At 61.4% G+C, this 18,875-nt stretch carries 17 protein-coding genes; 9 read left to right on the forward strand and 8 right to left on the reverse strand.

Translation table 11 applies throughout. The features are described 5' to 3' along the window. Positions 1-19: 19 nt before the first annotated feature. The 3 genes from ACGK9R_RS05200 to ACGK9R_RS05210 form a co-directional block, all read right to left on the reverse strand. Positions 20-301 carry a hypothetical protein gene (locus tag ACGK9R_RS05200; protein WP_394578914.1) on the reverse strand — a complete coding sequence of 94 codons (282 nt, stop codon included), beginning with the start codon at positions 299-301 and terminating at the stop codon, positions 20-22. 111 nt (positions 302-412) lie between these two features. Further along, positions 413-1,594 carry a 1-acyl-sn-glycerol-3-phosphate acyltransferase gene (locus ACGK9R_RS05205; protein WP_394578916.1) on the reverse strand — a complete coding sequence of 394 codons (1,182 nt, stop codon included), beginning with the start codon at positions 1,592-1,594 and terminating at the stop codon, positions 413-415. A gap of 66 nt (positions 1,595-1,660) precedes the next feature. After that, the gene (locus tag ACGK9R_RS05210; protein ID WP_394578918.1) at positions 1,661-2,599 is read right to left on the reverse strand and encodes a recombination-associated protein RdgC; all 939 of its coding nucleotides are present in this window, start codon (positions 2,597-2,599) and stop codon (positions 1,661-1,663) included. 231 nt (positions 2,600-2,830) lie between these two features. Between ACGK9R_RS05210 and ACGK9R_RS05215 the strand changes: the two genes are divergently transcribed. The 9 genes from ACGK9R_RS05215 to ACGK9R_RS05255 all read left to right on the forward strand — a co-directional run bounded on the left by ACGK9R_RS05215 (position 2,831) and on the right by ACGK9R_RS05255 (position 15,014). Continuing rightward, positions 2,831-3,277, forward strand: coding sequence for an acyl-CoA thioesterase (locus ACGK9R_RS05215; protein ID WP_394578919.1), 447 nt, complete (start codon positions 2,831-2,833; stop codon positions 3,275-3,277). 271 nt (positions 3,278-3,548) lie between these two features. Next, on the forward strand, positions 3,549-6,266 hold the full coding sequence (gyrA, locus tag ACGK9R_RS05220) for a DNA gyrase subunit A (RefSeq protein ID WP_394578921.1): 2,718 nt from the start codon (positions 3,549-3,551) through the stop codon (positions 6,264-6,266). Beyond that, positions 6,250-7,353, forward strand: coding sequence for a 3-phosphoserine/phosphohydroxythreonine transaminase (serC, locus tag ACGK9R_RS05225; RefSeq protein WP_394578923.1), 1,104 nt, complete (start codon positions 6,250-6,252; stop codon positions 7,351-7,353). Before gyrA ends, serC begins: the two co-directional genes overlap by 17 nt. A gap of 5 nt (positions 7,354-7,358) precedes the next feature. Further along, a complete protein-coding gene (gene pheA, locus ACGK9R_RS05230; protein WP_394578925.1) occupies positions 7,359-8,450 on the forward strand; it encodes a prephenate dehydratase in 1,092 nt (363 codons plus the stop codon). Continuing rightward, entirely contained in the window at positions 8,447-10,735 is a 2,289-nt protein-coding gene (locus ACGK9R_RS05235) for a bifunctional prephenate dehydrogenase/3-phosphoshikimate 1-carboxyvinyltransferase (protein WP_394578927.1), read from the forward strand. The genes pheA and ACGK9R_RS05235 overlap by 4 nt, the downstream gene beginning before the upstream one ends. Continuing rightward, entirely contained in the window at positions 10,732-11,418 is a 687-nt protein-coding gene (gene cmk / locus ACGK9R_RS05240; protein ID WP_394578929.1) for a (d)CMP kinase, read from the forward strand. Before ACGK9R_RS05235 ends, cmk begins: the two co-directional genes overlap by 4 nt. A 193-nt stretch (positions 11,419-11,611) precedes the next feature. Then, complete coding sequence (gene rpsA / locus ACGK9R_RS05245) at positions 11,612-13,291, forward strand: 30S ribosomal protein S1 (protein WP_394578932.1); 1,680 nt, start codon at positions 11,612-11,614, stop codon at positions 13,289-13,291. 306 nt (positions 13,292-13,597) lie between these two features. Further along, complete coding sequence (locus ACGK9R_RS05250) at positions 13,598-13,981, forward strand: histone-like nucleoid-structuring protein, MvaT/MvaU family (protein WP_394578934.1); 384 nt, start codon at positions 13,598-13,600, stop codon at positions 13,979-13,981. Positions 13,982-14,642: 661 nt separating this feature from the next. Then, on the forward strand, positions 14,643-15,014 hold the full coding sequence (locus ACGK9R_RS05255; RefSeq protein ID WP_394578937.1) for a hypothetical protein: 372 nt from the start codon (positions 14,643-14,645) through the stop codon (positions 15,012-15,014). On the opposite strand, the gene ACGK9R_RS05260 is transcribed toward ACGK9R_RS05255, so the two are convergent. Genes ACGK9R_RS05260 through ACGK9R_RS05280 form a run of 5 tightly spaced genes read right to left on the reverse strand, consistent with a single transcriptional unit; the run spans position 14,992 to position 18,869 of the window. Beyond that, positions 14,992-15,864 (reverse strand): DNA replication terminus site-binding protein, encoded by an 873-nt coding sequence (locus ACGK9R_RS05260; protein ID WP_394578939.1) that lies wholly within the window; start codon positions 15,862-15,864, stop codon positions 14,992-14,994. The two genes, ACGK9R_RS05255 and ACGK9R_RS05260, sit on opposite strands and share 23 nt — an antisense overlap. After that, positions 15,861-16,094: a DNA gyrase inhibitor YacG gene (yacG, locus tag ACGK9R_RS05265; protein WP_394579728.1), complete on the reverse strand. Its 234-nt coding sequence runs from the start codon at positions 16,092-16,094 to the stop codon at positions 15,861-15,863. The genes ACGK9R_RS05260 and yacG overlap by 4 nt, the downstream gene beginning before the upstream one ends. A gap of 44 nt (positions 16,095-16,138) precedes the next feature. Continuing rightward, the gene (gene coaE / locus ACGK9R_RS05270; RefSeq protein ID WP_394578941.1) at positions 16,139-16,738 is read right to left on the reverse strand and encodes a dephospho-CoA kinase; all 600 of its coding nucleotides are present in this window, start codon (positions 16,736-16,738) and stop codon (positions 16,139-16,141) included. A gap of 42 nt (positions 16,739-16,780) precedes the next feature. Further along, the gene (locus ACGK9R_RS05275; protein ID WP_394578943.1) at positions 16,781-17,626 is read right to left on the reverse strand and encodes a prepilin peptidase; all 846 of its coding nucleotides are present in this window, start codon (positions 17,624-17,626) and stop codon (positions 16,781-16,783) included. A gap of 16 nt (positions 17,627-17,642) precedes the next feature. Then, positions 17,643-18,869, reverse strand: a complete 1,227-nt coding sequence (locus ACGK9R_RS05280) for a type II secretion system F family protein (protein WP_394578945.1) — start codon at positions 18,867-18,869, stop codon at positions 17,643-17,645. Between the last annotated feature and the right edge of the window lie 6 nt (positions 18,870-18,875).

An 18,875-nucleotide genomic window follows, 5' to 3' on the forward strand; every position in this document is an offset into this window, starting at 1 on the left:
ATGCGCCGGCCCGGACTACTCAGTAGAGCGCCTGCTCCTCTTGCACCACTTCTTTTAAAAGCTCCAAAAAGAGCTTGTCCGCCTCGGAGTGCTCGGCGGGGTCTTCGGGAATGTGTACGCTGGTGGTGCCGGAGATCTCGTTGGCGATGCGCGCCATGACCGCCGGGCTCGAGCCCTCGGAAAGCTCCTGGCGGGCCACGTTGAGCGACTGCGTGAGAATTTCCGGGTCCTGCAATAGCTTGCGAATGAAGCCGCGCAGCTCGTTGATCACACGGGTTTTCTGGATTTCGGATGCGGACATGATGCGCTCCTTATGGCCTTGCCAGCGCAAGGCCGTGACCGTTTTGAATATACCTGGACCATAGCACTTTTTGCCCCGCGCGGCATGAAGCGCAGGGCAAACTCGGTACTGTCAAAGACGCAGCCGCCCGGCCTTGTGCTTGACCGGATTGGCGTACTGGGCAAGCCAGTACGGCTTGAGCTCGTCGGGCACCTGGGCCAGGCGCTCATTGAAGCGGGTGCGGTCCTCGCGGGTGATCGACTTGCGCGCGATCAGCTCCGGCGCCTCACCGAGCGCTTCAAGTGCCAGATAGTGGCTCGGGAAAAGCCGGTAGCCGCCGATCACCTGGCGGTCGATCTCGGCGGCGACCTCGTCGGGCGTGGCCATGTCTGCGCCGATCGGTTGGCCAAAGCGCAGCTGAACGCGGCCCTTGGTGCCGGTGATACCGGCGACGATCGACTGGATATCCTCGAACTCGGTTTTATCGTAGCCGCCCTTGGTGGCGACGTCCGATAGCTCGCGCGCCTTCTGGACGTCGCAGGGGTCGTACTCGTAGCTGATCGACACCGGCACCAGCTTGAGCTCGGCGACCGCCTCGCCGAAGACGAAATCACCCGGTTCGCCGCGCTTGGCCATGGTCAGCATCTTGATGATCGCCGGGTCGGTGCGATCGATGCCGTTCTTGGCGCGGCCCTCGCGCTGGGCCATCCAGATCGAGTGGTTATCCACGGTGATCGAGTGGCGAATGTAGCCCGAGAGCTGCTGGTAGGCCGCTAGCATGGCGCGCTTGCCGCGGGCGCTGCGCGGGACGATGAAGCTCTTGTTCAGACGCATCAGGTCGGTGACGTAGGGCTTTTTGAGCAGGTTGTCGCCGATGGCGATGCGCACCGTGTCGCGCCCGGCCTGGTAAAGCGCGTAGTTGACGAAGGCCGGGTCGAGGGAGATGTCGCGGTGATTGCCGATGAACAGATAGGCGCTGTTGGCATCGAGCTTATCGAGCCCGGCAACTTCGAAGGCATCGGTAGTGGTGCGGATCATGCGCTCCATGTAGCCGGCGATGCGCATCTGAAAATCGCGCACCGAGGCGACGCTTGCCACCTCGCGGCGCACCGCGCGCCCGGCAAGCAGTCGCGCAAGCCCCGGCGACCAGCGCGCAAGGCGCGGCAGCTTGAAGCGCGTCAGCGCGTTCAGAAGCTCGCTGTCGCGAGACAGGCGCGAGAGCACCTCGCTCACCTCGTGATCCATGTAGGGGCGAATATCGGCCCAGGGGTCGGCGGGCGGGGCGGCGTTTGAGACGTGATGTTGGTCAGTCATGCGATCCGTTTATTAGCGTGAGCCGGGTCGGAGAGCGGGGCAGCACAACGAGCTGCTCCGCTTGCGTCAGGCGCTGTGCGCGGCATTCTGCTCTTTTTGCGTCTCGCCGCCGAGCCACTCGAGCAGACGTTTGATGTCCTGGGAGAGCGACTGCGCCATGAGAATGAAGTCGGTTTCCAGCCTCGCCAGGGCGTCGTCGCCGTCGTCGGCGTGATCGGCTTCCTCGATCAGCGCATCGCCAAAGCGAAGCGATTTCAGCGCCAGGTCGTCGTGCAGCACCAGGTTCAACCGACCTTCCAGGCCGAGCGCCAGCTTGCTTGCCTGGCGGCCGCTTTCCAACAGCTGCTGGATTTCATCGCTGTCGAGATCGACCTGGCGGGCGCGCAGCACGCCATCGTCGCCCTTGGCCTTGAGCTCGACCTGGTCGCCGAGCTGCATGTCAGAAGGGCGGCTCGCGGCGTCGCCAAGCCAGGTGGTCATGGCGCGAATCGGCAGCGTCTGTGAGCTGACCGGCGTGACCTTCAGACTGCCCAGGCTTTCGCGTAAGAGATCGAGAATCTCCTCGCAGCGGCTACGCGAGCTTGCGTTGATGCCGATCAGGTTTTCCCGAGTGTCCCACCAGAGATCGACCTTCTGGCTGCGTACGAACGCGCGCGGCATCAGCTCTTCGGTGATCTGCTCCTTGAGCGCCGTTTTCTCCTTGCGCGAGACCTTGCGCGCTTCGGCGGCTTCGATATCGGCGACTTTCTCGTCCAGCTCTTCTTTAACTACGGAGGCGGGAAGCAGGCGCTCCTGGCGCAGTACCGACAAAAGGCGGTGGCCCTGAATTTCGTGGAGCAGCTGGCCGCCGCCGAGCCGACCCGCTGGCGCGGTCCAGCCAAGCTTTCGCGCGTCCGCGCCGCCCAGAGGTCTTGACGCGTGGGGTTCGAGCGCGCGTTCCAGGGCCGCGGCGTCCGGCGCCGTCTCGCCGTGGAGTCGATACAAGTGCAGGTGCTTGAACCACATATCACCAATCCCGTTTAAAAGGGGCACATTATGGCGAAACGCCGTCGTGACTGCCAGCCTCCTGCCTCGCTCCTTTTATCCAGGGCTTAACCGCGTTGTTCGTGTACGTTTTTACCGGTACGTTTCAAACTTGTGTTTGATTGCGCGTGTAATCATTAGCCGAATAATATTTATCGTTGCCCGGTGACAGGAAACGGGTCTATCGAAAATCAATGTCAACGAGGAGCCGGCATGTCGTCTTTGATCAACCGCGCACATATCCGCGTCAGAGGTTATCACCTGGACGGTTATGGGCACGTCAATAACGCCCGCTATCTGGAGTTCATGGAAGAGGGGCGCTGGTCTTACTTCGACCAGCACGCGCGGCTCGTCCGCGAGATGCATGAGTCCGGCCGCGGTTTCGTCGTGGTCAATCTGAATATCGACTACAAGCGGGCCGCGGTGCAAAACGACGATCTCACCGTGCTGACCGGGCTGATCGAGGTAGGCGAGCGCAGCGCGCTTTGCCACCACCGCATTCTGCGCGCTGACGGCAAGGTCGTCGCCCAGGCGGATCTGACCTTTGTATTGATGGATATGAAGGCCGGTAGAGCCAGCGCCATCGACGGTGAGATACTGGAAACGATGCAGCGCATCTGTGTGAATAAGCAGACGTTCGCAGAAGCGGTCGCACTTTAATCGACTCGGGCGTGCCTCAGCGGTTTTTTTCCAGGGCTTGATGCGCCAGGGGCTGGTGCGCCCGACACTCCTTTCTAACGCCTTTGGTTCGGCCCCGGTGGGGGGCTACTGTTCTTTTGTGTCAACGCGTTGGCGTGCTTGCTGACTGCCCATGATGCTCACTCGGTGGTATGATAGCGGCGTATGTGCTCGCCTCTGATGCTCCATCACGGCGGACTTCAAGCGCTTTCAACTCTCGCAGTGCCAATGCAGTGCAAAGGATCTGACTTTCATGGGTGACATCGCCAGAGAAATCCTGCCCGTCAATATCGAAGACGAGCTAAAGCAGTCGTATCTTGACTATGCGATGAGCGTCATTATCGGCCGGGCGCTTCCCGACGTTCGCGACGGTTTGAAGCCGGTGCATCGCCGCGTGCTGTTCGCGATGCACGAGCTGAGCAACGACTGGAACAAACCTTACAAGAAGTCGGCGCGTGTGGTCGGCGATGTCATCGGTAAATACCACCCCCACGGCGACAGCGCGGTCTACGACACCATCGTCCGTATGGCCCAGCACTTCTCCATGCGCCACGTGCTGGTCGACGGTCAGGGTAACTTCGGCTCGATCGACGGCGACAACGCCGCTGCCATGCGTTACACCGAGGTGCGCATGGCGCGCCTGGCCCACGAGCTGCTGGCGGATCTCGAGAAGGACACCGTCGACTGGGTCGACAACTACGACGGCACCGAGCGCATTCCGGACGTGCTGCCAACCCGCGTGCCGAACCTTTTGATCAACGGCTCATCGGGTATCGCCGTGGGCATGGCGACCAACATTCCGCCGCACAATATGCGCGAAGTGATCGACGGCTGTCTGGCGCTGATCGACGACTACACGCTGACCATCGACGATCTGATGGCCTACATTCCGGGGCCGGACTTCCCCACGGCGGGCATCATCAACGGCCGCGCGGGTATTCTGGATGCCTACCGCACCGGGCGTGGGCGGATCTACGTGCGCGCGCTGCACACCATCGAGCACGATGACAAAACCGGGCGCGATCACATCATCATCACCGAGCTGCCTTACCAGGTGAACAAGGCGCGGCTGATCGAGAAGATAGCCGAGCTCGTTAAAGAGAAGCGCATCGAGGGCATCGCCGAGCTTCGCGACGAGTCCGACAAGGAAGGCTTGCGCGTGGTCATCGAGATCAAGCGCGGCGAATCCGGCGAGGTGGTGGTCAACAACCTCTTCGCTCAGACCCAGCTTCAGAACGTGTTCGGCATCAACATGGTGGCGCTGGAGAACGGCCAGCCGCGTACGCTGAACCTGAAAGAGATGCTCGAGGCGTTCATTCGCCACCGCCGCGAAGTGGTCACCCGGCGTACCCTGTTCGAGCTCAGAAAAGCGCGCGAACGCGGTCATATCCTCGAAGGCCTGACCGTTGCGATCTCCAACATCGATGAAGTGATCGAGCTGATCAAGGCCTCTCCAAACGCCTCTGAGGCGAAGGAGAAGCTACTGGATAAAGTGTGGCAGCCAGGTCAGGTCACCGGCATGCTCGAGCGCGCCGGCGCCACTTCCTGCAAGCCGGACGACCTCGACGAGGGTTACGGCCTCAACACCCTGGCCACCGAGTACCGCCTTTCGCCAGCTCAGGCCCAGGCGATTCTGGAGCTGCGCCTGCACCGCCTGACCGGGCTCGAAACCGAGAAGCTGCTCGACGAGTATCTGACCATTTTGCAGCGCATCGCCGAGCTGACCGAAATTCTCGCCTCCGCCGACCGGCTGATGGAAGTCATCCGCGAGGAGCTTCACGCGGTGCGCGACCAGTACGGTGACGACCGCCGTACCGAAATCCAGGCGAGCCACCTGGATCTCTCCATCGAGGATTTGATCGCCGAAGAGGACATGGTGGTGACCGTGTCGCGCTCCGGCTACGCCAAGACCCAGCCGCTTTCCGACTACCAGGCCCAGCGCCGCGGCGGTCGCGGCAAGTCCGCCACCGCAATGAAGGATGAGGATGTCATCGAGCATCTGCTCGTCGCCTCGACCCACGATACGGTGCTGCTGTTCTCCAACCGTGGCAAGGTGTACTGGCTCAAGGTGTACGAAATGCCCAACGCCAGCCGCGGCTCGCGGGGTAAGCCGCTGGTCAACATGCTGCCGCTTGATGAGGGCGAAGCGGTCAACGCCATTTTGCCGGTGCGCGATTACGACCCGGACCACTACATCTTCTTCGCCACCGCCAAGGGCACGGTCAAGCGCACCAGTCTCGAGCAGTTCTCGCGGCCGCGCTCGGTGGGCCTGATCGCCATCGACCTTGAAGAGGACGACCGCCTGGTGGGCGCGGCGATCACCTCCGGCTCCGATCACGCCATGCTGCTTTCTTCCAACGGCAAGGCGATCCGCTTCGAAGAAGCCAACGTGCGTGCCATGGGCCGTACCGCCCGCGGCGTTCGTGGTATGCGCCTGCTCGAGGATGCGGAAGTGATCAGCCTGATCATTCCCAAGAGCCAGCAGATCGACCAGGAAAACGACGACGAAGCCGCGCCGGATGCAATGGCCGAAGCCGCCGTCGAGGAAGGCCAGATCTACATTCTCACCGCGAGTGAAAAGGGCTACGGCAAACGCACGCGTCTCGAGGAGTTTCCGCTGCGCGGCCGTGGCGGCCAGGGCGTGATCGCCATGCAGACCAGCGAGCGAAACGGCTCTCTGGTCGCGGCGATGCAGGTCTACGACGCCGACGAGATGATGCTGATCACCGACCGCGGCACCCTGGTGCGCACCCGGGTCGAGGAGGTCTCCACCACCTCGCGCAACACCCAGGGCGTGATGCTGATTCGCCTTGGCAAGGAAGAGAAACTGGTGAAAACCGTGCGCGTCGACGAGCCCGAAGAAATGCTGGCCGAGGCGGAAGACCTCGAGGCCGAGGCCAGTGCCACCGATAACGCCGCAGACGCCAATGTCGAGCAAGAGCAGGGTAGCGCCGATGACACGTCACTATAACTTTTGCGCGGGGCCGGCGGCCCTGCCCACCGCCGTTCTCGAACGCGCCCAGCGTGAAATGCTCGATTACCAGGGGCGCGGCCTCTCGGTGATGGAGATGAGCCACCGAAGCGACGAGTTCGTCGCCATCGCCGAAAAGGCCGAGGCGGATCTACGCGCGCTAATGAGCATTCCGGACAACTACCGGGTGCTGTTTTTGCAGGGCGGGGCAAGCCTGCAGTTCGCCATGCTGCCGATGAATCTGCTGGGTAAGGGTGGTCGTGCCAACTTCATCCAGACCGGGATCTGGGGCAACAAGGCGCTTGCCGAGGCCAGAGAGCTCGGCTTTGATTGCCACGTGGCCGGTGAAAGCGAGACCAACGGCCATACCGAAGTGCCGACGCTCGAAAGCCTCCAGGTGAGCGATGACGCCGCTTACTTGCATTACACCGCCAATGAAACCATCGGCGGGCTCGAGTTCGACTACGTGCCAGCGCTTACGCGCGCCGGCGGCGAAGCGATTCCACTCGTTTGTGACATGTCTTCGAGCATTCTTTCCGGGCCCACCGACGTGTCGAATTTCGGCATCATCTACGCCGGGGCGCAAAAGAACATCGGCCCGGCAGGGTTGACGCTGGTGATCGTGCGCGACGACCTGCTCGGGCGCACCGTGCCCGCCACGCCGTCGCTTTTTGACTACCAGAAGCTCGCCGAAGCGGGCTCCATGGTCAATACGCCTCCGACCTACGCCTGGTATCTCTCCGGGCTGGTATTCGAATGGCTGCAAAACGACGTGGGCGGGCTTGCTGCGATGGACGCGTTGAACCAGCGCAAGGCGGAGAAACTCTACCGCGCCATCGACGAAAGCAGCTTCTACTCGAACCCGATTGCCAAGCGTAACCGCTCGCGCATGAACGTGCCGTTCGTGCTCGCCGATAGCGCGCTCGATAAGGCGTTTTTGCGCGAAGCGGATGCGGCGGGGCTTTTGAACCTCAAGGGCCACCGTAGCGTGGGCGGGATGCGCGCGAGTCTCTATAACGCTGTGCCTGAAGCCGCCGTCGACGCGCTGATCGCTTTCATGCACGATTTCGAACAACGAAAGGGCTAGGATCCATGTCAGATACGCCGATCAATCTGGATGAGCTGCGCCAGCGCATCGACCAGCTCGATGGCGACATCGTGCGCCTGATCAGCGAGCGCGCCCGCTGTGCCCAGCAGGTCGCCCGCGTCAAACTCGCCGACGATGAAAACGCGGTGTTCTATCGCCCCGAGCGCGAAGCCCAGGTGCTGCGCCGGATCATGTCGATCAACGAAGGCCCGCTTGACGACGAAGAGATGGCGCGGCTGTTTCGCGAAATCATGTCCGCGTGCCTGGCGCTCGAGAAACCGATCAAAGTGGCGTACCTCGGCCCGGAAGGTACCTTCACCCAGCAGGCCACGCTCAAGCACTTTGGCGACAGCGCCGTGAGCCTGCCGATGGCGGCGATCGACGAGGTGTTTCGCGAGGTCGAGGCCGGCGCGGTCAACTACGGCGTGGTGCCGGTGGAAAACTCCACCGAGGGTGTGGTCAACCATACTCTGGACACCTTCATCGACTCCTCGATCAAGATTTGCGGCGAGGTGGTGCTGCGCATTCACCACCACCTGCTGGTGAGTGAAAACACCCGCCGTGATAAGGTCACCCGTATCTATTCGCACCCGCAATCCTTTGGCCAGTGCCGCAAGTGGCTCGACGCCCACTTTCCTCACGCCGAGCGCGTGCCGGTCGCCTCCAACGCCGAGGCGGCGAAGCTGGTCAAGACCGAGTGGCACAGCGCGGCCATCGCCGGCGACATGGCGGCCAAACTCTACGGGCTGACCCATATCGCCGAGAAGATCGAGGATCGCCCGGACAACTCGACGCGTTTTCTGATCATCGGAAGCGACGATGTACCTACCTGCGGCGAGGACAAGACCTCGGTAGTGGTGGCAATGCGCAACCAGCCCGGCGCGCTGCACGATCTGCTCGAACCCTTTCACCGCCACGGCATCGATCTGACCCGGATCGAGACGCGCCCCTCGCGCACCGGCGCCTGGAATTACGTGTTCTTTATCGACTTCAAGGGCCACTGCGACGAGCCTGGCGTGGCCTCGGTGCTTGAAGAGGTCAAGCAGCGCGCGCTCGAACTGCGCGTGCTCGGCTCCTACCCCCAGGGCGTAATGTGAGCGAACAGCGAGCCCCAGGCAAACGCGGCAGCGCGTGCCGCGAATCGCGCATTCTGATCGTAGGCCTTGGCCTGATGGGCGGCTCGCTCGCCGCGGCGCTGAGAGAGCGGGGCTTTGGCGGCGAGATCGTTGCCTGCGACCCGGACGCCAGTGAGATCGCCCTCGGTATCGAGCGTGGCCTGATCGACGGCGGCGACACCCGGCTCGAGGCGCTGCTCGACGACGTTTCGCTGGTGGTGCTGGCAGTGCCGGTGCTGGCGATGGAGTCGGTGCTCAAAAGCGTCAAAAGCGGCCTTCATCGCGCCGCGCCGGATGTGGCGATTACCGATGTCGGCAGCACCAAGGGCGTGATTCGCGACTGCGTCGAGCGCGTGTTCGGCGAATGTCCGCCTTGCATGATACTGGGTCACCCGATCGCCGGCTCCGAGAAGAGCGGCGTGGCGGCGGCCAACCCGGCGCTTTATGTCGATCACAAGGTGATTCTTACGCCGGCACCCAACGCCGACCCGGCGGCGCTCGGCCGGGTGTATGCGCTGTGGCAAAGCTGCGGTGCCGAGGTGCTCGAGATGAGCGTCGAGCGCCACGACCAGGTGCTGGCGCGCACCAGCCACCTGCCGCACCTGCTGGCGTTTTCGCTGGTGGATACCCTGGCGCGCCAGGACCAGCGTCTCGACATCTTTCGCTACGCCGCCGGCGGCTTTCGCGACTTTACCCGCATCGCCGGCAGCGACCCGGTGATGTGGCGCGACATCTTCATCGCCAACCGCGAGGCGGTGCTGGCCTCGCTCGACGATTTCGAGGCGGGCCTGAAAACGCTGCGCGGTGCCATCGAGCGCGGCGACAGCGACGCGCTGATCGCGACCTTCGACCGGGCCAGCCACGCGCGGCGCTACTTTGGAACCCTACTCAGTCAAACCAGCTATCAGGCGGAATACCATATGCAGTCACACGCACGCGTTACCTACCGCGTCAAACCCGGCGGCCAGGCGCAGGGGCGCCTGCGCGTACCCGGCGACAAGTCGATGTCGCATCGTTCGATCATGCTGGGGGCGCTGGCCGACGGCGTCACCGATGTGAAGGGCTTTCTCGAAGGCGAGGACAGCCTCGCTACGCTGCAGGCGTTTCGTGAAATGGGCGTGGCCATCGAAGGCCCGCACCAGGGACGCGTGACCATTCACGGCGTGGGCCTGCACGGTTTGAAGGCGCCGGCGGGGCCGCTTTACGTGGGCAACTCCGGCACTGCCATGCGCCTGTTTGCAGGTCTTCTGGCAGGCCAAAACTTCGACAGCGAATTGACCGGCGACGAATCGCTGACCAAACGCCCCATGGGCCGCGTGGCGGACCCGCTGCGGCTGATGGGCGCCAGCGTCGAAACTGCCGAAGGCGGGCGCCCGCCGCTCGCCATCAAGGGGGGCGCGGCGCTCAAGGGCATTCATTACGATATGCCGATGGCCAGCGCCCAGGTGAAATCCTGCCTCCTGCTCGCCGGGCTTTACGCCGAAGGCGAGACCCGCGTGCGCGAGCCGGCACCGACCCGCGATCACACCGAGCGTATGCTCAACGGCTTCGGCTACCCGGTGCAGCGCGAAGGCGACACCTGCTGGCTCGAAGGCGGCCACACGCTCACGGCTGGCCCCATCGACGTGCCTTCCGATATCTCTTCGGCGACGTTCTTTCTGGTTGCCGCGGCGATCACTCCCGGATCAGACATTACCCTCGAGCACGTGGGCATGAACCCGACCCGCATCGGAGTCATCAATATCCTCACCCTGATGGGCGCCGATTTGTCGTTCGAGAACGAGCGCGAAGTGGGCGGTGAGCCGGTGGCGGATATCCGCATTCGCTACGCGCCGCTATCCGGCATCGAGATTCCCGTCGATCAGGTGCCGCTGGCGATCGACGAGTTCCCGGCGCTGTTCATCGCCGCCGCCAACGCCGAAGGCACCACCCGCCTGCGCGGCGCGGAAGAACTTCGCGTCAAGGAGTCCGACCGCCTTCAGGCGATGGCCGACGGGCTCGCCGTGCTGGGCGTGGAGCATACGCTGGTCGAGGATGGCATCGATATCGTCGGCCAGCAGCGCGGCAGTGATACGGGTGCCAATTACGCCGGCGGGCAGGTGGAGAGCCTGGGCGATCACCGTATCGCCATGGCCTTCGCCGTTGCCGCGCTCAGAGCGTCCGATGACATCATCATCAACGACTGCGCCAACGTTGCAACCTCTTTTCCTGGCTTTCTCAACCTGCTCGAGCGCATCGGTATGAGCGCCGAGGAGCAGCGCGAGTGACTTCGATTCCCGTACTCACGATCGACGGCCCGGGCGGGGCCGGCAAGGGCACCATCAGCAGCCTGATCGCCGAACGGCTCGGCTGGCATCTGCTCGACAGTGGCGCGCTGTACCGGCTGACCGCTCAGGCGGCGGTGAAGCACGGCGTGGCGCTCGACGACGAAGCCGCACTCGAGAGGCTTGCGTGTACCCTCGACGTCGCCTTTCCCGTTGAAGCGGGTTTGCCGCGCACGCTGCTCGAAGGCGAGGACGTTACCGGCGCGATCAGAACCGAGCAGGCCGGCGAGCGCGCCTCCCGGGTCGCCTCGCTTCCCGCCGTGCGCCAGGGGCTTTTGCAGCGCCAGCGCGATTTCTGCCAGGCGCCGGGGCTCGTGGCCGATGGGCGTGACATGGGCACCGTGGTATTTCCGGATGCGCCCGTGAAGGTGTTTCTAACCGCCAGCGCCGAGGAGCGGGCGCGCAGACGCTTTCAGCAGTTGCAGGACGCCGGCGTGGATGCTAGTCTCTCGAGTCTTTTGAAGGAGATTCAGGCACGCGATGCACGCGACACGCAGCGCAGCGTGGCCCCGCTCAAGCCGGCAGATGATGCCATTACGCTTGATACCACGCGCCTGAGTATACCGGAAGTGGTAGATCGGCTGATCCGTTTGCTGGCTCAAAAAGGGCTGGCAAGCGCGCACTGACTCTCCCTTGCGGCGTTTTTGGGACGGTGTCACGACATGGCCAGGCGGCAGTTCATATGAGCGTTCCTATCGGAAAGCCCGGTCAGGTCCAACCAGCGCTAACACCCCCGAGAGCTGAGTTACATAGGCCCGTACTCGCTGGTGGTACGGAGAAGGCATTACGCCTCAACAACGTTGATCACGTAGGAAAACCATGAGCGAAAGCTTTGCTGAACTGTTTGAACAGTCTCTTAACGACATCAACATGGAGCCGGGCGCCATCGTCGCGGCACAGGTTGTCGACATCGACGGCGACTGGGTTACCGTCAATGCCGGTCTGAAATCCGAGGGCCAAATCCCCGCGGCGCAGTTCCGCGATGAGAACGGCGAACTCAACATCGCTATCGGCGATGACGTTCACGTTGCCCTCGAAGCCGTCGAAGACGGTTTCGGCGAAACGCGTCTGTCGCGTGAAAAAGCCAAGCGTGCTGAAGCCTGGAAGGTTCTCGAAGCAGCCTTCGAGAAAGACGAAATCATCAAGGGCGTGATCAACGGTAAGGTTAAAGGCGGCTTCACGGTCGACGTTGACTCCATCCGTGCCTTCCTGCCGGGTTCTCTGGTCGACGTTCGTCCGGTACGCGACACCGCGCACCTGGAAAACAAGGAACTCGACTTCAAGGTCATCAAGCTCGATCCGAAGCGTAACAACGTCGTTGTTTCGCGTCGCGCCGTGCTCGAAGCCGAAAACAGCGCCGAGCGTGAAGCGCTGCTGGCAACCCTTCAGGAAGGCCAGCAGATCAAGGGTATCGTCAAGAATCTGACCGATTACGGCGCCTTCGTCGACCTCGGCGGCGTCGACGGCCTGCTGCACATCACCGACATGGCCTGGAAGCGCATCAAGCATCCGTCCGAAATCGTGGCCGTAGGCGACGAGATCAACGTCAAGGTGCTGAAGTTCGACCGCGAGCGCAACCGCGTATCGCTGGGTCTCAAGCAGCTGGGCGAAGATCCGTGGGTCAACATCAAGGCGCGCTACCCGGAAGGTACCAAGGTACACGCCGTTGTCACCAACCTGACCGACTACGGCTGCTTCGCGGAGCTGGAAGAGGGTGTCGAAGGTCTGGTTCACGTCTCTGAAATGGACTGGACCAACAAGAACATCCATCCGTCCAAGGTCGTGCAAGTGGGCGACGATGTCGACGTCATGGTTCTCGATATCGACGAAGAGCGTCGTCGTATTTCCCTGGGTATCAAGCAGTGCACCGCTAACCCGTGGGAAACCTTCAACGCCGAGTACAACAAGGGCGACCGCGTTTCCGGTACGATCAAGTCGATCACCGATTTCGGTATCTTCATTGGTCTGGAAGGCGGCATCGACGGTCTGGTTCACCTGTCCGACATCTCCTGGACGGAAACCGGCGAAGAAGCGGTTCGCAACTTCAAGAAGGGCGACGAAGCCGAAGCCGTCATCCTGTCGATCGACCCGGAGCGCGAGCGCATCTCGCTGGGTATCAAGCAAATGGATTCCGATCCGGTTGCCGAATACCTCTCCGTCAATGACAAGGGCAGCATCGTGACTGGCCGCGTCGTTGAAGTCGATGCCAAGGAAGCCCACGTTGAGCTGGCGACCGACGTCGTTGCCATTCTCAAGGCTTCTGAAATCAGCGCCGACCGCGTCGAAGACGCGCGCAACGTGCTGAGCGAAGGCGACAGCGTCGAAGCGCGCATCGTCAACGTCGATCGCAAGAGCCGTCAGATCAACCTGTCGGTCAAGGCGAAAGAGCAGGACGACACGCGTCAGAACATGAAGAAACTGCGCGAGCAGGATTCCGAAACTGGCGGCGGTGCTACCACGATCGGTGATCTGATCAAGCAGCAGATGGGCCAGGACTAAGCGTTCGGGCTTTATCTCAAAACGCCACCTTCGGGTGGCGTTTTTTTTGGTCCTGTTTCCAAGTCCTGTTATTAAGACCTGTTTTAAGCTCTATCAGCGCTTCCCGACGGTTTGTTTACTGACCGCGACAAGTTTAAAGTTTTTTTAATGGCGCTTATTTAAAAAATTTGGTTAGTATTTCTTCTGAAATCATCTAGACTATTGTCAAATTAAGCAATTGAAGTAATAATGGCGTCGTCTCGGGATAAGCGCGCGGCGCTATTAAAGCGTTCTGCTTTTCCAGTCCAAGTGCATCAAGGAAGCCCCATGTCACTGTTAAACGAATACATCCTGAAAGAGCAGCAGCTAAAACAGCTGCAGGAAGACCTCCAGCGTATGGAAGGCGATAAACGCCTTAAAAACGAACTTGAGTTCAAATCCAAGCTGGAAGCCTTGATGAACGAGTTCGGAAAAACACCTTCCGATGTAATTACCCTGCTGGATCCCAACAGCGATCAGCGTGGTAACGCAGCATCCAAAGCGGCGACATCTTCCAGTAACCGCCGTAAGCGTCGCCTGAAGGTTTACAAGAACCCGCACACCGGCGAAGTAATCGAAACCCGTGGCGGTAACCATAAAGGGCTTCGTAGCTGGAAGGACGAGTACGGTGAAGAAACCGTCGAGTCCTGGCTTGAGTCTCAGGAGAGTTGAGTCCTGCCGGCGCCCTTGAAAAGGGCGCCGGTTTTATTTTTTTGGCTGGGCCTTCGAGACTCGCGTTCCATTTTGCTTTTCGGTTTTACCAGCTTTAGCTGAACTTTATTTTGCAATTCCACGCTCGCGCGTTTATTACGCAAAGCGACTGAACTCGAGTGTCGATAGCGCGTCCAACCCTTAAATATTCAAGGTATACTCGCTATGCGGCGATGACGCTCACGGCACGCCTTGACGTCGAACATTAATGCCGCCCGGCAGGAAAAAGTCAGTTAGCTGCGTTCGTACACTATACTGTCAGTGGGTCTGACCCGATGCCAACACGCCCATGACAATACGCCCATGGGGCTATGCCCGTATTCGGCTTGACCCGTATTCAATTTGAATAGTATTTCGCTGGACCCCGTATCTTCGTATTTTCATTGTTGGTCGATGGCGAGGTCGGTGCTGTCATGCGAGTGATGAAGATTCTGTTGCTTTACCCTTTTAGTATCAAAATCGTCGTACCGACGATCTGACCGTGCGGTTGACGCAAGAATTTTTCGAGTATCGGGCACGCCTTTTAACGATAGGCTTGCGGCGATCGCCGCTGTTGATAGGTGGTTATCTGTACTCGGAACTAATGCTCTCCCTTTCCCAGTAAGGTGTTAATGAAGATTCGATGAAATATCAAAAGGCACACAAACAGGTGGATGAGCGCGAAAAGCTTCGCAAGTTTCGCGAGCTCGATGACGCCTTTGCCGAGGCGCTGCGTCAGCTCGAAAGCCCGGGTAACCCCTTCGACATTCCTACCGGCCCGCCCGTACGCTCGTTAAAGGATCTCGAAGAGCAGGAGAGTCAGGCGCGAGCCCAGGAGCAGGAAAATCTCTTCAACGAGCGACTCCAGGCGCTCTGCGTGGAAAGCGGCTATAGCAAAAAAGCCGCCGCGAAACTGGTTCAGGTGCTTCTTGAAAGCGGGCTGTGGTCCGGCGATTCCACGCCGGCACAAACACGGCCCGAGGTGTCGAGCCTCAGCGGTAGCGATAGATCCTGAGACTGGGCAGAAAGGGGTCGCTTTCGAGCTTTTCATCGCGTCGTTTGGCTCGGGTCCGCTCCGTTGGGGCCTGAGCCGCGGGCGACTTGATATGGGGCAGGCGAGCCTCGTGAGCCGGCACGATCAGCGGCATGGCGATATTGAGCGCCCGGCGAGTATGCCCATCGAGCAACGGCTCGACAAAGAACAAATTGGCCCGCATCAGCGGCGCCTGGGCCTGCACCTGGGCAAGCTGCTCACCGCTCGGGATACCGGCAAGCTTTCTTAGCTGAATGCGCACGTGCGGCGCTTCCACGTCCAGCTGAAGCAGCTTCTCCTCTGCCTCATGAACGCTAATTTTCTTGATCGAGCGCCCGCTCGTATACCACGCCAGGCGCACTCGCGACACCGGCGCGGGAGCGATGGGTACGTGGCGCCAGCACTGTTTCAAATGAAGCCGCGCCATGCCGCTTTTGCGTAACACGTCGTCCACCTCGGGGTGGCGCTCCGGAAGGCGCCGTTTGGCTTCGGTCAGCGCCGTGGGAGAGAGCGACTTGATCCGCGTGATCAGCTCGCTGATGGCGCTCTTGGCCCGGTTGACCTCGACCATCGCCTCTAAAAGAGCCTCATCGGCGGCGACCACCGCAATATAGCTTCGGGTTTCGCGCCCGTCCTGGCCCTGCTCGTGCCACATATCCATTAGCGCCTGACGAAACCAACTTTGGTCGCTGCTCAACCGCTCCAACCGCCAGCAAAGCGGTGCGTTTTCCTCAAAAAGCGTGGCGGCGCGGTCAATCGCTTCCATGAGCTCATCGAACAGCGTATCGAGCTCGTAAAGAAGATGGTAAGCGGCGGGAGCGGCGCGGCTCATGAGAGCGGCGCATCCTTATCCGCCTGGGCGAGCAGGGTGTCGATATCGGCTTCGTCCATGGCCGTTTCACCGCCGATGCGGTGCGACTCATCCGCCCAGGCGCCCAAATCCAGCAGCTGGCAGCGCTTGTTGCAGAAGGGGCGATACGCGCTTTGCGGTGCCCAGGGCACTTTGGCCGCGCACTGGGGGCAGTCGACTTCGAAGGGGGAATCGTTTGCGGGCGACATGATGCTCCTGATGACGATTGGTTGAAAGAGCTATATATGGGGGTGCGCTAGCGGTTACTCAACCGGCGGTAATGTTGGTCGAGCGCTTCGACTTGAAGCTTGAGTTCATCAACGGAGCCATCGTTATCGATCACGTCGTCGGCGCGCGTCAGCCGCTCGCTGCGCGAAAGCTGAGCGGCGAGAATGGCCTCGACCTGCTCGGGGCTGACGCCGTCGCGGCGCAGGGTGCGCTCGCGCTGGGTATCGATGCTCACATCCACCACCAGCGTGCGCTCGACCAGCGCCGCCTGGCCGGATTCGAACAATAAGGGTGATACCAGCAGCACGTAGGTCGAATGGCGCGCCAGCGCTTCCAAACGTTCCACGATACGCTCACGAATGCGCGGGTGAGTGACCGACTCGAGCCACTTGCGCTCTTTTGATGACTCGAAGATTATGGCGCGCAGCGCGGCGCGATCGAGCGCGCCGCTCGCGGTCAGCACGCCCGCGCCAAAATGCTCGGCGATGATCGCAAGCGCAGGCTCGCCAGGCTCGACCACCTCGCGCGCCACGTCGTCGGCGTCGACATAGCCGATGCCCCGCGCCGCGAACGCTTTTGCCACGGTGGATTTTCCCGACCCGATCCCGCCGGTTAGCCCAATGATCATTTCGAAAACCTGAAACGTTGAAGTGCCGCTACTGAAGAGGTATTAGTAGCCCAGCGCCACATAAAGCGCAAAAAGTTCATCGCCAGCGAGCAGGCAGACCCAGCCGGCGAGCGCCAGAAAAGGCCCGAACGGTAGCGGCTTGCCGCGAAGCGACGGCGACAGCCACTGGGCAAGCCCGCCCACGAGTGCACCGAGCCCGGCGGAGAGAATCAACAGCAGCGGCAAGAAGGTCCAACCAAGCCAGGCCCCCAGTGCAGCCAGCAGTTTGAAGTCGCCAAACCCCATGCCTTCCTTGCCGGTCGCCAGCTTGAACAACCAGAAGAAACTCCAGAGCACGAGATAGCCCGCCATCGCACCGATGACCGCATCGCTCAAAAAGTAAGGCTGAAACAGCAGCTGGTACACCAACCCCAGCCAGAGAAGCGGAAGCGTTAGCGCGTCGGGAAGAAAGAAAGTGCGAAAATCGATCACCGCCAGTACCAGCAGTACCAGACAGGCTGCGTAGATGAACAAGGCGCTGGGCTCGAAGCCGAAAAGCGCCGCAACCGCGATGGCCAGCAGCCCGCCGGCCAGCTCGACCAGCGGATACTGCGGGCTGATGGGGGTTTCGCAGTGGGCGCAGCGTCCGCGCCGCTTGAGCCAGCCCAGAAGCGGCAGGTTATCGTGCCAGGCAATCGGCGTTTCGCAGCGCGGGCACATCGAGGCGGGTACGGCAAGATTGAAGGCGGGGGCGGGTTCCGGGGGCAGCTCGAGAGATTCGCGCGCCTCCTCGCGCCAGCGGCGCATCAGCATGACGGGAAGGCGCGTGATGACGACGTTCAAAAAACTTCCGATGCAGAGCCCTAAAATGAATACGGCGCTGTAAAGGATGGCTGGCGGTAAGCCCATGGTGCTCCAGAGGTGATTAGAGTGCGGTACCGATTTCGAAAATGGGCAAATACATGGAAACGACGACGCCGCCTACCAGTATGCCCAGTACCACGATTATAACCGGTTCCATCAGTGAGGTCAGAGTGTCGACCTTGTTTTCGACCTCCTCCTCGTAGTAGTCGGCCACGCGATTGAGCATGGCGTCGAGCGAGCCCGCTTCCTCGCCGATGCTGACCATCTGCACCGCCAGCGCTGGGAAGCGGTTGGTCAGGCGCATGGCAAAGTGCAGCTGCTGCCCGGTGGTCACGTCCTGGCGCACCTCTTCGATGGCCCTGATGTAGACCCGGTTATCCGCCGCGCCGGAGGCGGTTTCGAGCCCCTCGATCAGCGGCACCCCGGAGCTGAACGTGGTGGCGAGCGTGCGGGTAAAGCGCGACACCGCGGATTTATGCAGAATGTCGCCCAGAACCGGCAGGCGCAGCATGAACTGGTCGATCTTGTAGGCGACCTTGTCCGATCGCCTGGCGGCGGCCTTGAGCAGAAAGATCGCACCGACGATCAGCGCAAGCGCAGGCAGCCAGAACGCCTGGGCGAGCTCGGAAAACTGGACGGTTAGCTGGGTCAGCACCGGTAGCTCCGCGCCGAAGCCCTGGAACATGCTTTCGAACTCCGGCACCACGACCACCAGCAGAATCATCGTCACCGCCAGGCCAATGGTGAGCACTGCCGCCGGGTACCAGAGCGCCTTTTTTACCCGGCTTTTCAATGAGGCGACCTTCTCCTTGTAGATCGCGATCCGCTCGAGCATCTGATCCAGCGCACCCGCCTGCTCGCCGGCGTTGACCAGGTTCACGAACAGCCGATCGAACTGTTTCGGGTGGCGTGCCATGGCCTGGGAGAGGCTATCGCCGGAGGAGACGTCGCGCATGATCTGCTGGGTAAGATCGACCATCGCGGGCTTTTTCATGCTCTCGGAGATCGCCTGCAGCGCCTGCAGGATAGGAATGCCCGCGCGCATCATGGTCGCCATCTGGCGGGCGAAGAGCATGATATCCATACTCGCCACCCTGCCGCGCCCGCTCATGCTGCTGCGCTTTTGAATCTTCAAGACGGTGATGCGCTGCTTGGCGAGCTGATCGACGATCTCCTCGCGGGTACGGCCGATCAGCTCGCCCTTCATGACGCGATCCTTGGGGCCCTTTCCCTGCCACTTCCAGCGGTAGAGCGGGGCGATCTTCGTGCGCGCTTTCGCTTTAGGCATGGCGGG

Source organism: Halomonas sp. HNIBRBA4712 (genome assembly GCF_043558675.1).
Lineage (GTDB): Bacteria > Pseudomonadota > Gammaproteobacteria > Pseudomonadales > Halomonadaceae > Vreelandella.